The organism is Streptomyces sp. NPDC041129, from assembly GCF_055592265.1.
Genome location: NZ_JBVIYV010000012.1, coordinates 30043 through 50399 on the forward strand (window position 1 = coordinate 30043; position 20357 = coordinate 50399).

19 protein-coding genes and 5 pseudogenes are annotated in these 20357 nt (G+C 70.0%); 13 read left to right on the forward strand and 11 right to left on the reverse strand.

Annotated features, from left to right (window positions below; genetic code table 11):
• Positions 1 to 79: 79 nt before the first annotated feature.
• Positions 80 to 685, reverse strand: coding sequence for a TetR/AcrR family transcriptional regulator (locus ACZ6B1_RS30255; protein ID WP_468783559.1), 606 nt, complete (start codon positions 683 to 685; stop codon positions 80 to 82).
• Positions 686 to 800: 115 nt separating this feature from the next.
• Here ACZ6B1_RS30255 and ACZ6B1_RS30260 point away from each other — a divergent pair, with 115 nt between their 5' ends.
• Both ACZ6B1_RS30260 and ACZ6B1_RS30265 read left to right on the forward strand, forming a co-directional pair.
• A complete protein-coding gene (locus ACZ6B1_RS30260) occupies positions 801 to 1487 on the forward strand; it encodes an SDR family oxidoreductase (protein ID WP_468783561.1) in 687 nt (228 codons plus the stop codon).
• Between the two features lie 133 nt (positions 1488 to 1620).
• The gene (locus ACZ6B1_RS30265) at positions 1621 to 2625 is read left to right on the forward strand and encodes an NADP-dependent oxidoreductase (protein WP_468783563.1); all 1005 of its coding nucleotides are present in this window, start codon (positions 1621 to 1623) and stop codon (positions 2623 to 2625) included.
• 276 nt (positions 2626 to 2901) lie between these two features.
• Here ACZ6B1_RS30265 and ACZ6B1_RS30270 read toward each other — a convergent pair whose 3' ends face one another.
• The 3 genes and pseudogenes from ACZ6B1_RS30270 to ACZ6B1_RS30280 all read right to left on the reverse strand — a co-directional run.
• Complete coding sequence (locus ACZ6B1_RS30270) at positions 2902 to 4251, reverse strand: S28 family serine protease (RefSeq protein WP_468783565.1); 1350 nt, start codon at positions 4249 to 4251, stop codon at positions 2902 to 2904.
• Between the two features lie 707 nt (positions 4252 to 4958).
• Positions 4959 to 5480, reverse strand: coding sequence for a hypothetical protein (locus tag ACZ6B1_RS30275; protein ID WP_468783567.1), 522 nt, complete (start codon positions 5478 to 5480; stop codon positions 4959 to 4961).
• Between the two features lie 241 nt (positions 5481 to 5721).
• Positions 5722 to 5877 (reverse strand): annotated as a pseudogene (locus ACZ6B1_RS30280) (ferredoxin); the annotation flags it as partial.
• A 326-nt stretch (positions 5878 to 6203) separates the two neighbouring features.
• Between ACZ6B1_RS30280 and ACZ6B1_RS30285 the strand changes: the two are divergent.
• The 4 genes from ACZ6B1_RS30285 (at position 6204) to ACZ6B1_RS30300 (ending at position 8523) form a co-directional block, all read left to right on the forward strand.
• Positions 6204 to 6536 carry a hypothetical protein gene (locus ACZ6B1_RS30285; RefSeq protein WP_468783569.1) on the forward strand — a complete coding sequence of 111 codons (333 nt, stop codon included), beginning with the start codon at positions 6204 to 6206 and terminating at the stop codon, positions 6534 to 6536.
• Between the two features lie 424 nt (positions 6537 to 6960).
• Positions 6961 to 7380: an SsgA family sporulation/cell division regulator gene (locus ACZ6B1_RS30290; RefSeq protein ID WP_468783571.1), complete on the forward strand. Its 420-nt coding sequence runs from the start codon at positions 6961 to 6963 to the stop codon at positions 7378 to 7380.
• A 40-nt stretch (positions 7381 to 7420) separates the two neighbouring features.
• Positions 7421 to 7741, forward strand: a complete 321-nt coding sequence (locus tag ACZ6B1_RS30295) for an NIPSNAP family protein (RefSeq protein ID WP_468783573.1) — start codon at positions 7421 to 7423, stop codon at positions 7739 to 7741.
• Entirely contained in the window at positions 7738 to 8523 is a 786-nt protein-coding gene (locus tag ACZ6B1_RS30300) for a Clp protease N-terminal domain-containing protein (protein WP_468783575.1), read from the forward strand. The genes ACZ6B1_RS30295 and ACZ6B1_RS30300 overlap by 4 nt, the downstream gene beginning before the upstream one ends.
• Positions 8524 to 8914: 391 nt before the next feature.
• Here the strand turns inward: ACZ6B1_RS30300 and ACZ6B1_RS30305 are convergent, their stop codons facing one another.
• The 4 genes and pseudogenes from ACZ6B1_RS30305 to ACZ6B1_RS30320 form a co-directional block, all read right to left on the reverse strand.
• On the reverse strand, positions 8915 to 9595 hold the full coding sequence (locus tag ACZ6B1_RS30305; RefSeq protein ID WP_468783577.1) for a TetR/AcrR family transcriptional regulator: 681 nt from the start codon (positions 9593 to 9595) through the stop codon (positions 8915 to 8917).
• 784 nt (positions 9596 to 10379) lie between these two features.
• A pseudogene (locus ACZ6B1_RS30310) lies at positions 10380 to 10984 on the reverse strand (IS5 family transposase); the annotation flags it as partial.
• Between the two features lie 38 nt (positions 10985 to 11022).
• Positions 11023 to 11784: a class I SAM-dependent methyltransferase gene (locus ACZ6B1_RS30315; RefSeq protein ID WP_468783903.1), complete on the reverse strand. Its 762-nt coding sequence runs from the start codon at positions 11782 to 11784 to the stop codon at positions 11023 to 11025.
• Between the two features lie 639 nt (positions 11785 to 12423).
• The gene (locus tag ACZ6B1_RS30320) at positions 12424 to 12663 is read right to left on the reverse strand and encodes a hypothetical protein (RefSeq protein ID WP_468783579.1); all 240 of its coding nucleotides are present in this window, start codon (positions 12661 to 12663) and stop codon (positions 12424 to 12426) included.
• Here ACZ6B1_RS30320 and ACZ6B1_RS30325 point away from each other — a divergent pair.
• From ACZ6B1_RS30325 to ACZ6B1_RS30335, 3 genes and pseudogenes are all read left to right on the forward strand, one after another.
• Positions 12650 to 12736 (forward strand): annotated as a pseudogene (locus tag ACZ6B1_RS30325) (CGNR zinc finger domain-containing protein); the annotation flags it as partial. The gene ACZ6B1_RS30320 and the pseudogene ACZ6B1_RS30325 sit on opposite strands and share 14 nt — an antisense overlap.
• 70 nt (positions 12737 to 12806) lie before the next feature.
• Positions 12807 to 13049 (forward strand): Smr/MutS family protein, encoded by a 243-nt coding sequence (locus tag ACZ6B1_RS30330; protein WP_468783581.1) that lies wholly within the window; start codon positions 12807 to 12809, stop codon positions 13047 to 13049.
• 119 nt (positions 13050 to 13168) lie between these two features.
• Positions 13169 to 13263, forward strand: a pseudogene (locus ACZ6B1_RS30335).
• Positions 13264 to 13313: 50 nt separating this feature from the next.
• Here ACZ6B1_RS30335 and ACZ6B1_RS30340 read toward each other — a convergent pair.
• Positions 13314 to 13568, reverse strand: a complete 255-nt coding sequence (locus tag ACZ6B1_RS30340; RefSeq protein ID WP_468783583.1) for a DUF6174 domain-containing protein — start codon at positions 13566 to 13568, stop codon at positions 13314 to 13316.
• Between the two features lie 165 nt (positions 13569 to 13733).
• Here ACZ6B1_RS30340 and ACZ6B1_RS30345 point away from each other — a divergent pair, with 165 nt between their 5' ends.
• From ACZ6B1_RS30345 to ACZ6B1_RS30360, 4 genes and pseudogenes are all read left to right on the forward strand, one after another.
• Positions 13734 to 14549: an intradiol ring-cleavage dioxygenase gene (locus ACZ6B1_RS30345; RefSeq protein ID WP_468783585.1), complete on the forward strand. Its 816-nt coding sequence runs from the start codon at positions 13734 to 13736 to the stop codon at positions 14547 to 14549.
• A 154-nt stretch (positions 14550 to 14703) separates the two neighbouring features.
• Positions 14704 to 17214: an ATP-binding protein gene (locus ACZ6B1_RS30350; protein WP_468783587.1), complete on the forward strand. Its 2511-nt coding sequence runs from the start codon at positions 14704 to 14706 to the stop codon at positions 17212 to 17214.
• A gap of 288 nt (positions 17215 to 17502) precedes the next feature.
• Entirely contained in the window at positions 17503 to 18228 is a 726-nt protein-coding gene (locus tag ACZ6B1_RS30355) for a dienelactone hydrolase family protein (RefSeq protein WP_468783589.1), read from the forward strand.
• A 153-nt stretch (positions 18229 to 18381) separates the two neighbouring features.
• Positions 18382 to 18504 (forward strand): annotated as a pseudogene (locus ACZ6B1_RS30360) (IS5/IS1182 family transposase); the annotation flags it as partial.
• 9 nt (positions 18505 to 18513) lie between these two features.
• On the opposite strand, the gene ACZ6B1_RS30365 reads toward ACZ6B1_RS30360, so the two are convergent.
• Positions 18514 to 18681 (reverse strand): hypothetical protein, encoded by a 168-nt coding sequence (locus ACZ6B1_RS30365; RefSeq protein WP_468783591.1) that lies wholly within the window; start codon positions 18679 to 18681, stop codon positions 18514 to 18516.
• Between the two features lie 556 nt (positions 18682 to 19237).
• A complete protein-coding gene (locus tag ACZ6B1_RS30370; RefSeq protein WP_468783593.1) occupies positions 19238 to 20134 on the reverse strand; it encodes an alpha/beta fold hydrolase in 897 nt (298 codons plus the stop codon).
• Positions 20135 to 20357: the final 223 nt, after the last annotated feature.

Sequence of the window (20357 nt, forward strand, 5' to 3'; positions counted from 1 at the left end):
TAGCGGGCGAGCCGCGTGCGCACGCTCTCGCGGGCGAGGGTGTCAGCGCTGACCGTTGGAGGGCGGCCTCGTCTCTTTCTCATGGCGCCTTGTTGGATTCGCTGTCTCGGTCGGCTGCCGTCAGTGCTGTGTGCGCGGTGGTGAGGATCTCCTCGGAGAGCGGCGAGCCCTTGGTGGCGCGGGCCAGGACGAGGGCGCCGACCATGGTGCACAGGCGGGTGATGCCGTCCGCGTTTCCGGCACCCCCTGTGTCCTCGGAGGTGAGGAATTCGGCGAAGTCGGTCACGCCCTGGGTGTAGGTGCGGCGGGCCTCATGGTTGCCGGGGTTGCGTGCGATGTCGATGGCGAGGGCGGCGGCGGGGCATCCTCCGGCGGCGTCGTCACGGTGTTCCGCGGAGAGATAGGTGTCGATCGCCGCCTTCCGGGTGGCGTCGCGCTGTCCGGCGTGCCGGGCGAGCCCGTCGAGGTGGTGCCGGGCGAGTTCGGCGAAGGCGAATGCGGTGGCCTCGTCGACCAGGGCCTCCTTGGAGGCGAACTGCTTGTAGAAGCCGCCGTGGGTCATCCCGGCCGCCTTCATCAGGTCGGCGACGCTGACCTGGGTGCCCTGTTCCCGCAACAGCCGGGAGGCGGTTTCCACGACCCGTCGGCGGTTCTCCTGCGCCTGTGCCTGCGATACGCGGCCCATCGGCCACCTCCCTTTATGGATGTCGAGTGGCATCTATCGTAGACCCGTGTTTAGATTATTAGCATCATCTAACTCGGATGGGCCGTTCAACGGCCCCACTGAACAGGAGAGCAGCATGGAGCTGAAGGACGCGGTCGCGGTGGTAACCGGTGCCAACCGAGGGCTCGGGCGGCACCTTGCCGGCCGGCTCGTGGAGCGCGGGGCGAAGGTGTACGCGGCGGCCCGTCGCCCGGAGACGGTGGACCTGCCGGGCGTGACCCCACTGCGTCTGGACGTGACGGACCCGGAGTCGATACGGGCCGCGGTCGATATCGCGTCGGACACATCACTGCTGATCAACAACGCGGGCATCTCCACCGGCGCATCGCTGATGACCGGCGACCTGGACTCCGTACGCCTGGAGATGGAAACCAACTTCTACGGCCCGCTCACCGCGACCCGGGCCTTCGCCCCGGTCATCCACTCCAACGGCGGCGGCGCGGTACTCAACGTCCTGTCCGTCCTGTCCTGGCTGCACCCCTCCCAGCTCGGCTCCTACGCCGCCGCCAAGGCCGCCGCCTGGGCCCTGACGGACGCGACCCGCGAGGAGCTGGCACCCCGCGGTATCACCGTCTCGGGGCTGTATGTCGGGTTCATGGACACCGACATGGCCGCGGGCGCTCCCACCGAGTTGAAGACCGACCCGGCCGACGTCGCCGCCCAGGCGCTGCACGGAATCGAGACGGGGCTGCCCGAGATCCTCGCCGACGACACCACCCGGCAGGTGAGGCGAAGCCTGGGCGACGCACCGCCCCTGGGATGAGGCAGAGCCCTGCCGCACCGGCAGGGTGACGGCAAGCAGCCGAGACCCGAACGCCGCGCCGACAGCCCGCCCCGGCAGAGACCCGGGACGGACGAAGGGCCCGCCCCCTGGCGGGCAGGTAACAGAGACGACGATGAAGACCTTCCTGATCGAGAAGTACGGCGACCTGTCCGCGGTGAAACCCGCCGAGCTGCCCGACCCGGAGGTGGGTGCCGACGAGGTCCTGGTCCGGATCGGCGCGGCGAGCGTCAACCCGCTGGACTTCAAGATCCGCGGCGGCGGCTTCAGGCAGATCCTGCCGTACCGCCTCCCGCTCGTCCTGGGCAACGACCTCGCTGGGACGGTGGTCCGGGTGGGGGCGTCCGTCACCCGGTTCGCGGTCGGCGACGAGGTCTACGCGCGGCCCGGCCAGGACCGCATCGGCACGTTCGCCGAACTCATCGCCGTACGCCAGGACGACCTCGCCCCGAAGCCCGCCACGCTCACCATGGCCGAGGCCGCCTCCCTCCCGCTGGTCGCCCTGACCTCCTGGCAGGCACTGACGGTCAAGGGACAGGTCAAGCCGGGCCAGAAGGTCCTGGTCCACGCGGGCTCCGGCGGGGTGGGCACCATCGCCGTACAGCTGGCCAGGCACCTGGGCGCGCACGTGGCCACCACCGCGAGCGCGGCCAACGCCGATCTGGTCAAGGAACTCGGCGCGGACGAGGTCATCGACTACCGGACGCAGGACTTCGCAGAGGTCCTGGCGGGCTACGACGTCGTCCTGGACACCCTCGGCGGCGAGACCCTGGAGAAGTCCCTCGGGGTACTCAAGCCCGGCGGGAAGGTCATCAGCATCGCGGGCCCGCCCGACGCGGACTTCGCCCGCGAACTGGGCGCGGGCCCCGTCCTCCGGCAGGCGATGAACGCACTTGGCCTCAAGACCCGGCACCGCGCCAAGCGCCACGGCGTGACGTACTCCTTCCTCTTCATGCGGGCAAGCGGCGACCAGCTACGCGAAATCACCGCGCTCGTCGACGCCGGGAAGATCCGCCCCGTCGTCGACCGCGTCTTCCCCTTCGACCAGACCCTCGTGGCCATGGAGTACGCCGAGACGGGCCGCGCGAAAGCCGGCAAGGTCGTCATCGCCATGCCGTGACCGTGCCCGCGTTCCCGCCCCACGGGCCACCAGACCCCCCCCCACAGGCCCCGACCGCGGCGTAAGCGCGTCCGGCGGCTCCACGCGCGCCACCGTCGAGCAGCTCATGGCGGCCGGGCGTGCTGTGCACCAGCTCATCCTGCGGCGACGCGGTCGTTGAGGAGGACGTCATTGCGGCGGGTGGCCGTAGCTCGCGGCGCCGGTCGGCGGTCACGGAGCCGAAAGCGTTGCGATGACGGTCGCGAGAACGTCGACGACCCCTGCGCCCTTCTTCTCTCACGCCGAGGCTGACGTGCCCCCTGCCCAGCGGGTCAGCATGCCGATGGCCTCCGCACGGTCGGCGGGGGACAGTTCCGCGATCGCGGTGCTGTGGTTGGCCTCGGGCGCCCACAGGAGGCGGGAGCCTCTGACGCCGGGCCGGAAGGACTCGGCGACCGAGGGGTCCTGGGCGCCGTTGACGAACAGCAGCCGGCTGCCGTGGCGGTGGACCCAGCGGTCGATGTCCGGCATGGCGTCACGATCGAAACGCATCGGGATGTCGCGCGGGACGAACGTACGGGGCTCGCCGGCGTCCGGGTAGCGCAGGAGCCCGGACAAGTGCCGGGTGGGGAAGCTGACATACCCCAGCTGGGTGCCGAGTTGGTAGAAGTAGGGGATGTAGCGCTGCAGCGCCGTGTCTGCGTAGAGGGCCAGGCCCGTGATGTCGTCCAGCCACCTGTACAGCTCGTCGGCACTACAGTCCGAGCCGGGTATGGCGGCGCGGTCCGCGGCGGTATTGCGCTGCCAGAACATGAACGGAGCTCGCAGGACGGCGATTTCGAGGGCCTTGTCGGCGCTGCCGACGACGCGGAACGAGGTGTTGTTCGCGGCGGCCCAGGACTCATAGCGGGCGACCAGGTCGGAGCGGCGCAGCAGAGCCTGCTGCTGCACGGTCCGCAGGGCTTCGCGGCACTCCGCGCTGCCCACTCGCTCCAGGAACCGCGCATAGGCTGTGTCGTCACGGTCGTCGACGTTGTTCGGGGCCGAGTAGGCCACCGTGCCGTCCACGTCGCCGGGGTGGAAGCGGCGGTGGTAGACGCTGGTCATGCCGCCTTTGCTGCTGCCGGTCGAGATCCACGCGCCGCGGTAGAGCCGGCGGAAGAGGCGGACGACGCGGTGGTGGTCGTCGGCTGCCTGACGGATGGTCAGCAGCGAGTGGTCGGCGTTCGCCGGGCGCGAGGTCCCGAAGAAACGGTGCTCGACCTGAAGCTGGTTGCCGCCCAGCAGCACGGTCGGTTCAGCCCGCCGGGGCGTGAGCGATGCCTCATAGCCTGTGCTGAACAGGACGGTGGTGCGGTCGACGGAGGTGTGGAGCAGGGTCAAGCGTTGCTCGAAGGTTCCGGCAGCGGGGTTTGTGTGGTCGGCCGGCTGGCACAGGCCGAGGACGAAGAAGCGGTACCCCGGCTCGCCGCCTTGGCGTTCCTCGATCACCCTCAGCCCCGGCAGGGCCCGCAGGGCGGTCAGGATGTCGCCGCCGAGGCGGGTGCGGGACCTCCCCGCGGCAGTCGCGGGTGCGGCCGCCGTCACTGTGAGGCCCGCGGTCGCCGCCGCCGAGGTCAGAAGACGCCGTCTCGTCCACGTGTGCATGTGATTCCTCCTATGCGGCGGCCGCCGCGACGGCACCGGGTTCCCGACCGGCGCAGCGGTCTTTTCCTCGCCCTGCTGACCGTTCCAGTACAGCCCTCCGGCGCGGTAGCAAGATCCCGCGCGCGGGGGGACTTTCTCCCCCGCGCGGGGGAGAAAGTCCGCGAACGAATCTCCGGTCCAGCACGCGTACCTGAAGTCAGGGCAAACCGGCGAGCGGCGGAGAGACGCGGCGGGCACGGCCTTGGGCCTAGGAGCGGGCGAGGGCTGCTGCCGCACCCGGAGCAAAGGCATCGCGCCCATCCTCCGTGCGGCATGCGTACGCCTGGCAGGGCAAGGGGCGTGCAGACCGTGAAACGAGGCCCGCGCCGACTCGGGGATCGGCGCGGGTCCGGCCTTGCGCATCATCCGCTGTCCGGCGGGCGCCACCTTAAAACGCAGCGGAGCCGCACACGATCACTCCTGCGGTCTCCTTCATCGCCCCGGCCATCAGATCAACACCGGCGAAGGGATGGTCCTCAAGGTGCCGGGCGACACACCTGCGTCGGAGCCCTGCTCCGCCTCGCGCTCGGCAGCGAACGCGCATCTCCCCCAACACGGCGATCCGCCCCGCTGGATGAGATCCAGCGGGGCGGATTCATGGGCAGCGTCCCGTGCAGCCGGAGGGAGCCCTCCGCGTGGTCGGCGCACTGGGACGCTGGTGGTGGGTTTCAGCCGGTGGTGCGGCGGCGCATCCACCACCACAGGGTGCCTCCGGCTGCGACGAGGGCGGCGGAAATGCCGGTGATCAGGCCGATGGGGGCGGTGTTGCCGGTGTGGGCGAGGTCGCCGTCCGGATCGGGCGTGTTCGGCGCGGAGGTGGCCGGTGCCTGTCCCCCGCCGCTCCGGGTCGGCTGCGGGGCGACGGTGTCGGTCGGCTTGCCGGTGGGCTTGCCGCCGCCGGTGTGGGTCGGCTTCGGCGTGGGGGTGGGGTCGCCGCCCGGGTCACTGCCGGTGGCCTTGGCCGGGCCGCCGCCGAGGTAGAGGGTGTCGGTGTCCCGGTAGGACGTGTCATCCGACTTGGTGGAGTTGCGGGTGGTGTTGTCCAGGTCGCGGTTCTCGACGTTGAAGCGGGTGCGGGTGATGTTCTGCTTGGGCTGTTTGGAGAAGTCGACGCCACCGACGCCCTGCTGGTAGACCTTGCCGCCGCACTTCAGCTCGAACCACTCGATGCCCTTCTTGATCGAGTCCATGTACCGGTTCCAGACCCTGCTCGCGGGTCCAGTTCTGGTTCGGGGCTCGCAACGGCCACGCGGACACGTCGTTCGAGTTGATGATCTTGTGGAAGTCGTTGGGGGACTTCGCGTCCTGCTGGCGGATGTACTCGGCGGCGACGCGGGCGTTGCAGACGGCGCGCAGGTCGGCGTACTTGGGGTCCTCGTTCACGCGGTCCTGGATGAGCGGGATCACGTTGAGGCGGACGCTGTCCTCGATGGCCGCCGCGGCCTGGCGCACGCGTTCGGCCTGGCCGGCGGGGACGGACGTGGCATAGAGCAGCCCCTCCTCGCCGTGCAGCTCGAACACCGCCGGGGCGAGGAACACGCACTGGGCGTAGCCCTGGCAGCTCGTGAGGTCGACAACGGTGCACATCTCCACCACTTCCTCCGCTGTCTCACCCACCTCGTTTCCAGCATGGGCCGGGATTCGCGGGCCTGCACATCGCGACCACGGAGCACCAGACGTCACCGGCCCGCTGGGCGAAGCAGGCAACTCCCCTGTCCCGAGTACCAGTTGCCGCCTCCCTCGACCTGCAGGCATTTGGGTGACCCACACCACTCCACATTTCCATACAACGTATGGTATTAATGGGAAGAAGGTTCCATACGGTGTATGGAAAGTTTGCTCGGACCACGCCAGGCGCTGCACGTCGCCTGGCCGCACAACCGGCCGGTGCGGCCAGCCGGGAAGGGAACATCATGAAGAAGCTCACGAAGCGCATCGCTGTGACCGCATCGTCCGTGGCGGTCGTGGGAGTCGCCGTTCTAGGTGCCGGAGGCACCGCTTCAGCCGCCACTCCCGCGCCCGGACACGCCGACCGCTCGCTTGTCAGCGTCGACGCCACCGACCACCGCTGGGACCACGGAGTGGGCTACCTGCTCGAGCAGGGCTACTCCTGCGACGAGACCCGCGGCTGGCACGAGGACGACTACGGCACCGATGCGACCCGGCACGACTGCGACGGCCTCTTCTACCGCGGCGGCCACTTCTACCGCTGGGAGGGCGAGGGGCGTGGCTGGTCCGGCAGGTAGGACCGGCACGACTGCTCGCGGCAGGTTGGACCGGCTCCACTTCGCCCGTGATCGACACTCGTCCCGGCCCCACTCCGAGAGGCCTGAGGCTGACGCGCTCCGCGGGCCGAGGAGGAGAGGATACGCAGCCGGACGCTGTGGTCAGCGGGCCGAAACCACTGCCGGGCACCCGCCGTGAGGTGAAGCCGACTCCTCGCAGCGGCACCAGCACCTGGCCGTGCGGCCTGGAGGCCGACCCGGGGTCGCCGTGCCCTCGCCGCCGCCTGCGGACACTCATCGGGTCTCGCAGGCTCACATGCCCCCAACTGCCGCTACGGCGCGCAGCGCGCCCGGCTCCGTAGCGCCCCTCCCCCTCCAAACCTTCTTCGCCACCGTCCGGGTGGCGGGGCGCGGGCGAGGCAGAGGCGTCTTGGAGTGGAAGTCGATGGAGTCTTTGAAGACCGTGGTGCGGGAGGTGGCCGTGCAGCTCGTCATCTCGCGGGACTACTGCCTGCCCCTGTGCATGCGCCTGTGCTACAAACCCGCCGATCCCTATGTCGTCCGTGCCGCCTTCTTCGTCCACGGTGACGAGCCGGTCGAATGGGTCCTGGGCCGCGACCTCCTGAGCGATGGCCTGAAGGATTCCGTAGGTGACGGAGACATCCGCATCTGGCCGGCCGTCCACTGTGGCGACGAGGCGATGTACATCGTCCTCCGGTCTCCCAAAGGCGCCGCCTTGCTGGAGGTTCCCGTGCGGGACATCACGTCCTTCCTGGAGAACACGGAGGCACTGGTGCCACGAGGCACCGAGTCCGGACGCATCAACTGGGACGCGGAACTGGCGTTCCTCCTCTCACAAGGCTGACCGCCCTCCATCCCACTCCAAAGGAAGGGAACGAAACGTCATGTCCCAATACCAGCTTCGCGTCTACACCTTGCGCAACTCCGAGGCGCTCGCTGCCTACGAGAACATCTGGGCCAAGCACATTCCCGGTATGGCCAAGCACCGGATCACCACACACGGCGTGTGGACAGTGCCAGCCGGTGAGGCTCCCCGGCTGTACGCCCTCGTCTCCTACACAGACACCGACGACGTGCGGGAGCGCCTTGAGGCGTATGTGTCGAGTCCCGAATTCCGCGCGGACATGGAAGGCTTCGACATCAGCCAGATCGTCGACCTCGACGAGTCCGCGCTGACGCCCACCGCCGACTCGCCCTTGCGATGACGGGTGGGCTTCCGGGGGATGAAGCGCCCCGAAGGGGAGGCGTCCTCACGGCCTTTCCGGACCTGGACGACCTCATTGCGGAAGTCCACCGGAGATGGGACACGGCACACCGTCCAGCGGCACGGCAACAACCCGACCGAATCGCCCTGCTGACCGTCGCTGCGGACCTGGCCGGCCGACTGCAGGCACTGGCCGATGCCTTGATCGAGGAACACGTCGAGCATTGCCGAACACACGGCTCCTCGTGGGCCGACATCGGTGCCGCACTGGGCGTGACCCGGCAGGGGGCCCAGCAGCGCTTCAACGGCCCGCCCAAGGTCTACGGCCCCGAGTCGATGACCGACGATCTCTGTCAGGCGCTTGCGCACGCCAAACAGGCGGCGGTGCAGCGCCGCAACGACCACATCGCCACCGAGCACCTGCTCTGGGGTCTCACGGCCGAGGACAACAGCGCCACGCGGCTCCTGCAGGCCGTCGGCGTCTCACCGACAGCGGTCCACGGGTTGGTCGACATCCGGCTGAGCACGGGTGTTGCCCAAGCAGATGAGCGCATCGCCTGGACGCCCTACGCCCGCAAGGCCATCGCCCTCGCCGAGATGCGATCCGAGCACGACGGCCACGACCGCATCGACTGTGACGACCTGCTGGTCGGCCTTGTCCGGCTCGGCCGGGGCGCGGCCGCCGACATCCTGACCGAGGCCGGTCTCGCCCCGTCCTCCTTCGACGCCGCCCCACGCAGACCAGCTCATCACTGCTCAACTGTCGACCACCCAACGCACTGACGCCCAAGGGCCGCTGACCGGGGTGTCGGTGGCCCTTGGGGACCATCTTCGGTGGGTGAGCAGCGCCGGCCGCCCAAGCCGGGAAGCCTCATCGGCGGCGAGCGGGGCTGCTTAGGGCTTTCAGCCGCCAGGAGGCAGCCGGACATGACTGGAGCTGCGCCGAGGGGGAGGCGTCGGCCGCGCGAGCGCGGCCCGCCTCCGGTGCGGAGAAGGCAGGTGGCCCTCCCCCGCTGTTTCGCCCCCGCGCAGCCGGATCAACCACACACCGTGCACCGGCGGCGGCTGCCCAGGGACGGTCTTCCCGGACGTGACGGACTGCTCCGAGTGCGTTCGCAGACTGGCCCCGCCCGCTCACGGTCGGCCACGGCCGCGACGCCTCGACACCGCGGACTCACTGGCCGGTGCCCCGGCCGTCGCGTTCGGCGGCGAGCCGGCTTTCCAGGCCGGCGATGAGCGTGTCCATCACCAGGCGGAACCTGCGGTCCCGGACCGGCTCCGGCGGAACCGCGTCCGTGGGTCCCTCTTCCCCCTCAGCGAGACCGGGCGCCATGAGGCTCGCCCACTGATGAAGAGAGCCGTTGAGTTCGGCGGTTAGGACTCCGACGACGACGGCGACCATCAGACCGGCGGCCTCCGAGACCTCTGCCCTGGGCACCCCCGCAGCGGCCACGATCGCGGTGAGCGCGGTCCAGAACGGGTCGTCGGGCTGGATGAAGTCGGGCTGGTGGCTGAACGAGTAGACCATCAGGTTGGAATGACGGTGCGCCAGCGTCCGGAAGTCCATGGCGAGCAGACGGATGCGCTCTTGCCACGGAGCGTCTTCCAGGGTCACGGTGCGGAACTGGGCGCCGACCATCCTCGCGACGCCGCGCAGCACCGCTTCCTTGTTCGGTACATGGTGGTACAGCGACATCGGGTTCGCGTCGAGCACGGTGGCGAGCTTGCGCATGGTGAGCGCCTCGACCCCGTCCTCGTCGATGAGCCGCAGGGCAGCGTCGTAGATGCCTGCCTCGGTGAGCGGCACGTCCCTCTTTCTGGTCCCCCGCGGGGGACGCCTCACCTTCTTTTCCACACCTCGTACGATACCAGTTTCGTACATCGTACGGAAAGGGCGTCGATCACGGCGGCCGCCCTGGGGGCCGGGGTTTTACCGAGTTTCCATACAGCGTATGGTACTATTCCGAGTACGGACGCGGGCTCGTGCCGGTGCGGTACCACCAGTTCCAAATCGGCGACGAGGACGGCCCCGCGCTGGGGTTCGGCGTAGGCCGGACCAACTGGCTGTCCACGTAGCGCTGGCATGGAGCATGCGCCACTCACCCCCGGTTATGGCCGCGGCGTTCTCATCCCCCACGGTCGGCATCGCGCCGGATCAAGATCTTGCATGGTCGGCATTTCCTGCGAGCCACCGTACCCACGCCACTGCCGCCCCCGGCTGCGACAGGGCTCCGCTGCTGTTCCGTCGGCCGACCGAGTGACAAGCGGAAGCGCCGCTCCGCCGTCCAGGCTGCGGCTGCTGAAGGATCCCATTGGCCGTGCCACTGTAGGCACATGGGGCTGTGGATGTCGTGGACACTGGACGACGTAGGAAGCGCCGGCCAGATGGTGGACGACGTCACGGCGGCCGTCAGGGCCTTGGACGCCTCCGTGGAGCGGTCGCGTCGGGCGTTTGGCACCGATGCCTCGGCCTGGGAGAAGCTGAGAGAAGCGGCACATCACGTAGCGGCTCGAATGCTCGATGAGGGGCGCGCGGCTGCGGAGCGAAGTCAACCATGGTCGATCGCTTTCGGCGGTGTGTACGTCCAGCTCCTTCCGCGAGGACGCACGATCGCCTAGGGCCCGCGTCCGACAAATGATCAACCGGCGGGTTCGCGGAGCCACAGGATCAGAGCTGCCACGACGATTCCGGCCCGGCAGCGATCGGCGAGCTGCTTGAGACGGGCGAAACATCGTTCGACCACATTGCGGGCGCGGTAGATGTCCTTGTCGAAGGCCGGTGGGCGACCGCCGTGGGTTCCACGTCGCCGGCGTTTGGCCATCTGGTCGCGGCGTTCGGGGATCGTGGCAACGATGCCCCGGCGCCCCAGCAGGTGGCGTGTCGCCCAGCTGGAATACGCTTGGTCGCCCAGTACCCGCGCCGGTGTCGTACGTGGTCGGCCCGCAACGGCGCGCGGAATGCGGATGTTGTCGAGGGCCTGGCCGAAGGCGGTGGCATCGTTGACGTTGCCGGGCGTGAGAACGATGGACAGCGGGGGGGGCCGCGGCGGTCGACGGCTAGGTGGACCTTGGTGGTCAGCCCGCCCCGGGACCAGCCGAGGGCCTGACACTCCTGCGAGCGTTCCAGTTCATCCCCGTCTGCGGCCCCCTTTTTGCGGGCGCCGACCGCGTGCTGGTGGGCCCGGTTGATCGTGGAGTCGATGGAAACGGTCCACTCCACCCGGCCCACGGCGTCGTCGCGGACCTACCCACGCCCATCCTCTGCGCAGCCACGTCCTGTGTTCAGGCCGCGGCACGGAAGACGTACGCCGTCATCGGGGCGGTGACCGGACCCGGGCCCAGCCGTGCCGTCATCTCCTCGATGACGGTGGCCCGGACAGCCGGTCCGTCGCCGCGCTCCTCAACGGCCGCGCGCACCGGTGTCCCCGTGAGGTACCCGGTGGCAAGGTCGGCGGTCGACGCGGCCTGGCCCTGAAGCGTCAGCTCCTGCTCGTCCTCGACGGCGAACCCGGCGGCCGCCAGATCAGCGGCCACGACAGCGGGGTCGGCATAGCCGTGCGGAACCGTCTGGAAAAACCGTGGCGGGTCGACCGGAAAGGCCCGCTCCAGCCCAGCCTGCAGCGCGACTTCGAAGGCGTGCGTCCCGAGCGGGCCCCAGGTGTTGAACAGGAATCGGCCGCCCGGGGCCAGCACCCGGTGGATCTCGGTGAAGGCCTCGATGCGGTCGGGGAAGAACATCACACCGAACTGGCAGACCACCAGGTCGAAGCCTCCGTCCGGGAAGGGCAGTTGCTGCGCGCCGGCCTGCCGCCACACCGCGCCCGGAGCCCGAGTCGACCCGAAGGCGACCATGGCCTCGTTCAGGTCGGTGGCCGTCACCTCGGCCGAGGGTGCCGCTGCGAGTAGGTCCGCTGTCAACACGCCAGTTCCTGCAGCGAGTTCGAGGACTCGCCGAGGGTGGAGTGCCGCCGCCCGGGCGGTCAGGTCCTCGGCGAACGGCCGGAAGACCACCGGCACTAGGTACTGCTCATAGGCCGCCGGCATGGATTCGGACCATTGCTGATCGGCATTGATTCCTGTCACCCTCATGACGGTAGCGCCGCGTCAGGAAACCTCTTCCTTGCCCCGCCGTCATGCACCCTGGAGCTAGGTGCGGTGCTCGAGGGTCACGGCGTCCGTCCATGCACGGGCGCGGTCGGCGGCCATGTCGGAGGTGGATCGTCTCTGCGATCGCCCGTCGCGGTGGCTCGATGCCTCGCCGGGCGATACGCGGCAACGATCTGCTGGCGCCGTAGCCATCCGCGCAGGTAGTCGAAGTCGTGAGGCGTTATCCGCGTGCAGCGGCTCGGTCGCCCACCGCTGCGGCAGGGCTGTTGACGGCCGCATAGTGAGCGTCGACTCGGGCAATTTCAGGTCATGGGCGTGCCATGCGGATTGGGGGTGGATGTCAGGCGGCGCTCTTCTTGCGGCGGCGTCCGGTACGGGTGCGACAGACGGTGGCGTGCGGCCGGTGCTGCCACAGCGCGGACGGGTCAACAGATGAGGCGGCGTGGAGATCGGCGTCTGCACGAACACGGCCACGATCCCCGGATACGGCCCGGGCATGGGAAGGCCCCGCCCCGCGGGCAGGCGCGGAACGGGGCCGGGGTGGCGGTGGTCAGGACACCGCCAGACGGGACGGCGTCAACGGTTACGAACTCTTGTGGTCTCGGCGACGGTCAGCATGTATGCGGGCAGCGTCGACCGGCCTTCGACCATCGCCACGTACATACGGTGGACGCCGGTGATCAGGAGCAGAGCCGGATCGCCGTCGAACTGCATCGTGGCGATGAGCACCGGCTTGTCGAACTCGGTCGGCATCGCGTATTCGGCGTTGAAGTGGGACTGGTCCGGGCCGAAGACCGGGCACCAGTGGTGCGGCATGGAATCCTGCGGCAACAAGATCAAGGCGGCCGCCTACCGGGCCCGCAAGAAGCAGGCCCGGCCCGCGGCCGCGCACCGACGGGCACGCCCGCCGGCCGCGGCACGACGCACACCCGCAGCACACCACGAAGGGGTTCCGGATGATGTCGCTCGATCTCCATCCGATCTTCCGCAACAACCGCGACATCGAACTCGCGCTGCGTCAGTTCCTCTTCCGGGCCAACCACTCCGGCGATCCGGTAGCGGAGATCATTCCGGGCAAGGGCTCGGGACGGCTCAGAGCCCGCGTCCTCGCCTTCCTCGACCAGAAGCACATCAGGAAGCTCTACGTCCGCCGAGAGGTCGACTCCGGCAACACCGGGCGCATCCTCGTCCACTTCGAGTGAGGTATCGGCGCAGGACCTGGCGACATCTCAGGCATACCCTCAGCCGTGTCAGGGGCGCGTCAGCGTTCCCTGCCACTCTGATGCATGTGAACGGCACGGGGAACCGGAGCCGGGAACAGGGAGAGGTGCCCGGAGTGGTTGATCGGGGACCAGCGAGCACGCCTCGAGGTCGGGCCCCCAGGGGCCCACGCAGGTTCGAATCCTGCCCTCTCCGCCCAGCGGCCGGCGTCGCGCGGCCGGCCTGCCGCTCGCGCGACGCCGCCGTCAGCGCGGCCCGCCGTCGTGCGTGTAGTCGCTGATCACGTACTCGGCGTCGTCGTCAACGGCGTTCGCCGCCGCCCAGTCCACGGTGATCCGCGTGGGATGCCCGACGGCCGAGTAGTCCGCCGCCGCCTTGTCCGCGCCCTCGCGCCGGGCCTGCGCCAACTCCTTCAACAGTTGGCCGATGGTCGGTACGACCCCGGGCGAGCGCCGAACCACGCTCCGGCTCTCCTCGTCCAGCCCCGCCGCGCGCACCACCTTCCCCCCCGTGCACGGTCACCCGGAAGGTGCCGAACAGGGTCCGCTCTCGGACTGCGCGAGCGGCCTCGTGGTCGCCCGGCGGAGCCATGGGTTTCGTAACGCCTCCGGCTCATCGCCCATCCGACCGATCCCAGGGACCCTCGCAGGCGCCAGAGTCGCGGCATGACTGACACCCCCCACCACAACGCTGCGGACCCACAGCGCGGCCCCGAGGCGTCCGGCGCTCCGGCCGGCGCCACCCGGCGACACGTCATCGCCTCGCTGGGCGGCGCCACCCTCGGCGTGGCCGCCCTCGGTTTCGCCGCCACGCGGGCGACCGCCACCGCAGAGGCCGACGCCGTGCCACGGACCGCTGCCCGGCAGGCCACCGCCTGCGTCCTCACGCCCGAGCAGACCGAGGGGCCCTACTACCTGGACCTGGAGACGGTCCGGAAGAACATCACCGAGGGCAGGGCCGGCGTTCCCCTGACCCTGCGCGTGACCGTGGTGAACGCCACGAGCTGCGTCCCGCTGCCCAACGCGGCGGTCGACATATGGCACTGTGACGCGCTCGGGGTCTACTCCGGTTACGTTGCGGGCGGTTCCACCCCGGACACGACCTTCCTGCGCGGAGTGCAGCTGACCGACTCCACCGGCGTCGCGGAGTTCACCACCATCTACCCGGGCTGGTACGTCGGCCGGGCCCTCCACATCCACGTCAAGACCCACGCGGGCGGCACCGTGTCCAACGGGACCTACCACGGAGGCCATGTGTCCCACACGGGCCAGCTCTACTTCCCGGAGACGTACAACAGCAAGGTCGCCGCCCTGTCTCCGTACCGGAACAACACGGCCGCCCGCACGCTCAACTCCAGGGACGGCATCTACCGCAACGGCGGGTCGGCGAGCCTGCTGACCGTCACCCAGGCGGGCAGCGACCTCGGCAAGGGAGTGACCGGCACCGTCGTGCTGGGCATCGACCCCGCCGCCACACCCTGACGCACGTCCACCAGCGGCAGCCCGGCCCCCTGCGTCGGGTCCGGCTGCCGCTCGACCGCGGCCGGCGCCCGGGCTCCGGGCTGTCGTGCGCCTCCCTGGACAAGTGGCGAGAGGCGATGGTTTCGTCCCAGGGATGTGCGGCCAGGAATCGGGGATGAGCCGGAGTCGAGCGTGCGAGGTGTGCGGCGCTGCGCTGACCGTGAGACCGCACGGCGGCCGCCCGGCTCGATACTGTTCCAACGCCTGCCGGCAACGTGCGCTCCGGCAACGCACGGCGGACCGGGATGCCTCCCGGAACCGGCAGCAGAGGGCGTCGGCGGGCTCGCCCGCTCCCCCGTCCGCCACGGCCACCGGTGCCTCGCTGCCCCTGGCCCTCGACTCCTTCGTCGGCCGGCAGCGAGAACTGTCGCTCCTGCGCACCCTGCTGAGGACTTCGCGCCTGCTCACACTGACCGGTGCGGGCGGTGCGGGCAAGACGCGGCTGGTGCTGGAGTTCGCCAGGGCGCTGCCCAGCCGATACGGACGAGTGGACCTGGTGGAACTCGATTCGCTCCAGGACGGCACTCTGCTCACCCAGTCCGTGGCCGCCGCGCTTGGCGTGGGCGAACGAGCGGGCCGGACCGGTGTCGACGTTCTGGTCCGCGCGATCGGCGACGCCTCCCGCGTGCTGATCCTGGACAACTGCGAACACCTGGCCGAGCCGTGCGCCCGGCTGGTCGGGACCCTGCTGGGCGGCTGCCCGAGGCTGCGGATCCTTGCCACCGGCCGGGAGGCCCTGCGAGTACCCGGAGAAACGGTGTTCCGGGTCGGCGAGCTGTCCTTGCCACCCGCCGATGCCGAGGACGACGTGGCCGCCCTCCTGCGGGCGGATGCCGTGCGGTTGTTCGTCGACCGGGCCTCGAGCCGCTCACCGGGATTCACGCTGGATCGCGGCAACGGGCGGGTGGTTGCCGACATCTGCCGTCGGCTGGACGGTCTGAGCCTCGCGATCGAACTCGCGGCCCGCCACGCCGGTGCCCTCGCCCCGGGCGACATCCTGGCGGGGCTGGACGACCGGTTGTCCCAGCTGGACGTCCTCACCGGCGGAAGCAGGACCGGGCCCCGCCGCCACAGCGGGCTGGCCGCCGCCGTCGACTGGAGCCATCGTCTGCTGGATCCGGCGGAACAGGCGGTGTTCCGGCGCCTCGCGGTCCTCGTCGGCGGATTCGATCTGTCCGCGGCGCGGACGGTCTGCGTCGGCGGCGGCATCGGGCCGGGGCAGGTCTTCCGCATCCTGTGCGCCCTGGAGGCGAAGTCACTGATCGTACGGCTGCCGGGGGAGGCGGCACCGGCACGCTTCAGGCAGTTGAACGCCATCCGCGTCTTCGCCATGGAGCGTCTGGCCGGGTCGGGCGAGTTGCGTGCCACCCTGCGACGGGCGCTCGCCTGGCTGACCGAGTTGGCCGAGCGGGGCCACGGGGACGTGTTCGCCGACCAGGCCAGCAGCCCGCTTGCGGCGGAACGGGACAATCTCGCCTCGGTCCTGGCCTGCGCCACGGGCCATGACGACGCCGCGCAACTGCCGCGGCTGACCTTGGAACTGGCCCGTGTGCACTACCAGCAGGAACAACCGTCGGCAGCCCGTGCGCTGCTGAACGGGCTCTTACGCACCACGGGCGCCCGGGCGCTCGGCGGGGAGGTGCCGGCGCTCGGCGCACGGGTCGCCTGCCAGCGGGCCGACCTGGAAGAGGCGCTACGCCTCGGCGAACAGGCCGTGGCACTCGAGCGCACGCGCCACGACCCGGCCGGGCTCGCCAACGCCCTCGACGCCCGGGCGGCGGCGCGGCTGTGCCGGGGCGAATTTACCGAGGCCGTGGCGGATCTGCGCGAGTGCCTGGAGGTGGTCGCCTCGCCGGGCACACCTCAGGACACGGCGTGGTGCACCCACCACCTGGCCTGGGCGCTGCTCCAGGCGGGCGGGGAGCTCGAAGCAGACGCGCTCATGTCCCGGTGCCTCCCCGTGCTCAGAGAGCACGCCCCCTGGCCCCGGAGCGCGGCCGCGCTGCACACCGCGGGCGCCGTACGGCTGGCACTGGGACAGCTGGAAAGCGCCGAGGCGTTGTTCGCCGAGGTGCTGCGAATCGCGCCGGGCGCGAGTTTCCACGCCCTGTATCCCGTGGAGGGCCTGGCCCTCGTGGCCGCCGAGAGCGGTGACATGCGGCGCGCCCTGCGGCTGTACGAGGCGAGCATGCAGGCGCGGCGGCGGCTGGACACCGAGCCCGAGGGGCCGTGGCGGCGCAAGATGGAGCAGGTGGCGGCTCGGGCAAGGACGCGGCTGTCGGCCGCCGCACGGGACGCGGTCGTCGCCGGTGCCCGCGGGCTGCGCGGGGACCGGCTCGTCGCGTACGCGCTGCGCACGAGCGGCACCGGCGGCCAACGGCCCACGGCGGACTCCGCACAGGTCGCCGGCGGCCCGTACCGGCTCACGGCACGGGAGTTCATGGTGGTCGAACTCGTCGGCGAAGGACTGACGAACCGGGAGATCGCGGACCGGCTCGGGCTGTCGGTCCATACGGTCGCCACGCATCTGGACAAGGTCCGCGACAAACTGGGGCTCCGCTCGCGCACGCAGATCGCCCTGTGGGTGGCAGCGCGGAGCGAAGGCGGACACACCGGCCGGCAATGACCGGAGGTGACTGCGTGTGGCACACAACTTCCCACCCTGACATAACAGTTGTTGTAGGTGAAGCGGACCAACGCCCGTACGACGCCCCGAACCGGGCCGCCGTCCAGAACGGTTCCGGCAAGGGCTACGCGGCCTACAGGGTCGGCGACAACGTCACCGCACACGAGGGCTGGGGCCTCGGCAGCTACTGCTACGACAACGTCGCCTCGTCCAGCGTGCAGCACCGCTGTTCTGCCAGCGACAGAACAGCGGCCCGACCGGACTCGACGATCACTACAGTCCAGTCGCATGACGACGATCACAACGCGCACGGTCGAGTACCCGGCCGACGGTCTGACGATGATCGGGCACCTCGCACTCCCGGCCGGAGTCGATCGCCGGCCCGCGGTGCTGCTCGGGCCCGAGGGCATGGGGCTCAGCGACGTCGAGCGCCGTCGGGCCGATGCTCTCGCCGAGCTGGGATACGTAGCGCTGGCCTTCGACCTTCACGGCGGGCGCTATTTGGGTGACCCCGAGGAGATGCTGGCCCGCTGCATGCCACTGCTCGCTGATCCCGACCGGATGCGGGGCATCGGTCATGCGGCGCTCGACGTGCTCCGCGCCGAGCCGCGGACCGACCCCGACCAGATCGCCGCCATCGGCTACGGCACCGGGGGCGCCATCGCGCTGGAACTCGGGCGCGACGGCGTCGACCTGCGCGCGATCGGGACGGTCAACGCAACCACCACGGGCCGGCCGGGCGAGACGGCGCGCATCCGCTGCCCGGTGTGGGCCGGGGTCGGATCGGAAGACCCGATCATGCCGCCCGCGCAACGAAACGCGTTCACCGCCGAGATGCAGGCCGCGGGCGTCGACTGGCGCCTCACGGTCTATGGCGGCGCCTTGCACGCCTTCCACCACCCGCCGGTCGACCACCCCGTGGTCCCCGGCGTCGGCTACCACCCACAGCACGCGCAGCGAGCCTGGCACGACGTCGTCAACCTGCTCGCCGAGTGCCTGACCGTAACGGAGTGATCTGGTCGACAACCGCGATTCCGGGACGCTGACCAGGCCCGTCGACCGCCACCGGCTCCGGCCGCCTTGCCCTCCAGCGGGCGCGCGACGCCGTCAGGACCGGGCCCGCGTCCAGCGCGCCCGGCTCCGTGAGCTCCAGGAACTCTTCGTGATGTCGGCCGGTGCATCGCCCGACTCAAGCAGTGGCGGGGCCTCGCCAAGCGCACAGACAAGCTTGCCATGGCCTATGAGGCCGCCCTCCACCTTGCCGCCATCCTCATAGGGAAACGTCGTTGACGAGTGGCGTCAGTCGTAGAAGAAGAGCTCAAGATCCTCAATGGATCCTGGCCCGGTCATAAAGTGCTCGGCTCTTGTCAGTTCGGCTTCTGGTGGCATCTCGCCCCTCAGGCAGCGCTTCATCCAGATTTCGCCCTGCTCGCCGACGGCGTAGATGCCGGACAGTAGCTCGGCCATGCCCGCAGGGCGCGGAGGGCGGCGTCCGGCGACAGGTTGGAGCACCCAATCGCCTGCCCGGGCAGCGAGTCGCAGTACCTCGGCCCAGTTCGCGATTCGACCCACACGTATGCGCCCCGAATCCACGGTGAATGGGGCCATCCGTCCACCGTGCAGGGGGTTGGTGGCGACCCTGATGTCGTGTCAGCGGCGGCATTCTTCCTGAACGCATCCCCGCTGCGGCCCCTGAGCAGGGACGGTGTCGGATCAGCTTTCCCGCCACAGCATCCATTCCGTGACGCCAGGATCGTGGTTGGAGTTCTGCAGGCCCGAAGGCCTGCACCTGATCCCGGGACGGCCGCTCTCCAGCGCCTTCCGTACCTCCTTCAATGCCCCGGCGAGGATCCGACGACCGCTCGTTCAGGGTGCGTTGGCGGTTGCCGTACACGCCTCCTGCCCGCTTGCGGCAGTCCGCGTACCGGTCTGGACGTGCGCAGTGAACAGGGCCTCATCGACCGGTGCTGGTCATCCTGGGCCTGCCCGCGCCCGGGGTTGCCGCACGAGGCCTTGCCGAACCTCAGTCGCCTGCGAAGAAGTCGAGGTAGGCCTGGGCCAGGGTGGTCGGGTTCTCGAGCGCGATGTTGTGTCCGGATGCGGGGATGACGACGCCGCGGACGTCGCGGGCCACTTGCGCAAGCTGTCTGGATACCTCGTCGCCGAGATAGTTCTGAGCGCCGACGGCCAGGACCGGGCAGCTGATCGGGTCGGCGTAATGCGGGCGGTTCTGTTCGGCGTCGGTCTGGCGGGCTCGGTACATCTCCAGGATGGCCTTGGTGCCGCCCGGCTGCTCGGCCGAGTGCACGATGTCGTCGATGTCCTCCTCGGTCAGCGCGCTGGGGTCCCACATCTGACGTCTGGCGTAGTACGTCCAGAAAGGCCGTTCCCGTCCGGCCAGCAGCAGTTCGGGCACGTGCGGCAGGCTGAAGAAGCTGAAGTGCCAGCCGGTGCGGCCGTCGTCGGCGGCGAGTGAGGGGTCTTGCTCGCCGCCCGGCAGTCCAGGGCCGGCCGGCAATCCCGGCAGGAGCGTTTCCTGGAAGACCAGTTGCTGCACCCGGGACCGGTGGAAGGCGGCGACGGCGTAGGCGATGGCCGCCCCCCAGTCCTCGCCGACGACGCGGAACTGGTCGAAGCCCAGGTGGGTGGCCAGTTCGGCGACGTCGCCGGCCATGGTGGCGGTGTCGTAGCCGGTCAGGGGACGCTGGGAGCCGCCGGCGCCTCGGTTGTCGACCGCGATGACGGTGTAGTGCGGGGTCAGCAGGGGCACGACGTGGCGCCAGTACGACATGGTCTTCGGTACGCCGTGCACCAGGAACACCGGCTCGCCGGCGCCGCCGATCGCGTAGTGGATCTCCACACCGTTGACCTTGGGCTTTCCGTGTGTGAGCCGGACTCCGGCGTGGTCAGTGAGGTTCATGTCGGCGACTTCCTTCTTGTCTTCGGCCGTGCGGGCGCCGACCGAGCGGTGGATCTTCCGGGGCGGTATCTCTGTTCTGCCGTTGGCCCGGCGTCCACGGTCGGTGTGGAAGTTTCACCCGGTACAACCGCGCCTTCGTCGCCGCTGATGTCGCCTGCGTCGCACCTGTCTCAGATGGAGCCCATCTGACGATCAGATGGTCGCGGCATGGGCGCACCGGCGG

Coding starts and splice junctions, on each gene's coding strand:
- ACZ6B1_RS30255 (WP_468783559.1), bottom strand. CDS start 685: ATGGGCCGCGTATCGCAGGCACAGGCGCAGGAGAACCGCCGACGGGTC.
- ACZ6B1_RS30260 (WP_468783561.1), top strand. CDS start 801: ATGGAGCTGAAGGACGCGGTCGCGGTGGTAACCGGTGCCAACCGAGGG.
- ACZ6B1_RS30265 (WP_468783563.1), top strand. CDS start 1,621: ATGAAGACCTTCCTGATCGAGAAGTACGGCGACCTGTCCGCGGTGAAA.
- ACZ6B1_RS30270 (WP_468783565.1), bottom strand. CDS start 4,251: ATGCACACGTGGACGAGACGGCGTCTTCTGACCTCGGCGGCGGCGACC.
- ACZ6B1_RS30275 (WP_468783567.1), bottom strand. CDS start 5,480: ATGGACTCGATCAAGAAGGGCATCGAGTGGTTCGAGCTGAAGTGCGGC.
- ACZ6B1_RS30285 (WP_468783569.1), top strand. CDS start 6,204: ATGAAGAAGCTCACGAAGCGCATCGCTGTGACCGCATCGTCCGTGGCG.
- ACZ6B1_RS30290 (WP_468783571.1), top strand. CDS start 6,961: ATGGAGTCTTTGAAGACCGTGGTGCGGGAGGTGGCCGTGCAGCTCGTC.
- ACZ6B1_RS30295 (WP_468783573.1), top strand. CDS start 7,421: ATGTCCCAATACCAGCTTCGCGTCTACACCTTGCGCAACTCCGAGGCG.
- ACZ6B1_RS30300 (WP_468783575.1), top strand. CDS start 7,738: ATGACGGGTGGGCTTCCGGGGGATGAAGCGCCCCGAAGGGGAGGCGTC.
- ACZ6B1_RS30315 (WP_468783903.1), bottom strand. CDS start 11,784: ATGCCGGCGGCCTATGAGCAGTACCTAGTGCCGGTGGTCTTCCGGCCG.
- ACZ6B1_RS30320 (WP_468783579.1), bottom strand. CDS start 12,663: ATGCCGCACCACTGGTGCCCGGTCTTCGGCCCGGACCAGTCCCACTTC.
- ACZ6B1_RS30330 (WP_468783581.1), top strand. CDS start 12,807: ATGTCGCTCGATCTCCATCCGATCTTCCGCAACAACCGCGACATCGAA.
- ACZ6B1_RS30345 (WP_468783585.1), top strand. CDS start 13,734: ATGACTGACACCCCCCACCACAACGCTGCGGACCCACAGCGCGGCCCC.
- ACZ6B1_RS30350 (WP_468783587.1), top strand. CDS start 14,704: ATGAGCCGGAGTCGAGCGTGCGAGGTGTGCGGCGCTGCGCTGACCGTG.
- ACZ6B1_RS30355 (WP_468783589.1), top strand. CDS start 17,503: ATGACGACGATCACAACGCGCACGGTCGAGTACCCGGCCGACGGTCTG.
- ACZ6B1_RS30365 (WP_468783591.1), bottom strand. CDS start 18,681: ATGGCCGAGCTACTGTCCGGCATCTACGCCGTCGGCGAGCAGGGCGAA.
- ACZ6B1_RS30370 (WP_468783593.1), bottom strand. CDS start 20,134: ATGAACCTCACTGACCACGCCGGAGTCCGGCTCACACACGGAAAGCCC.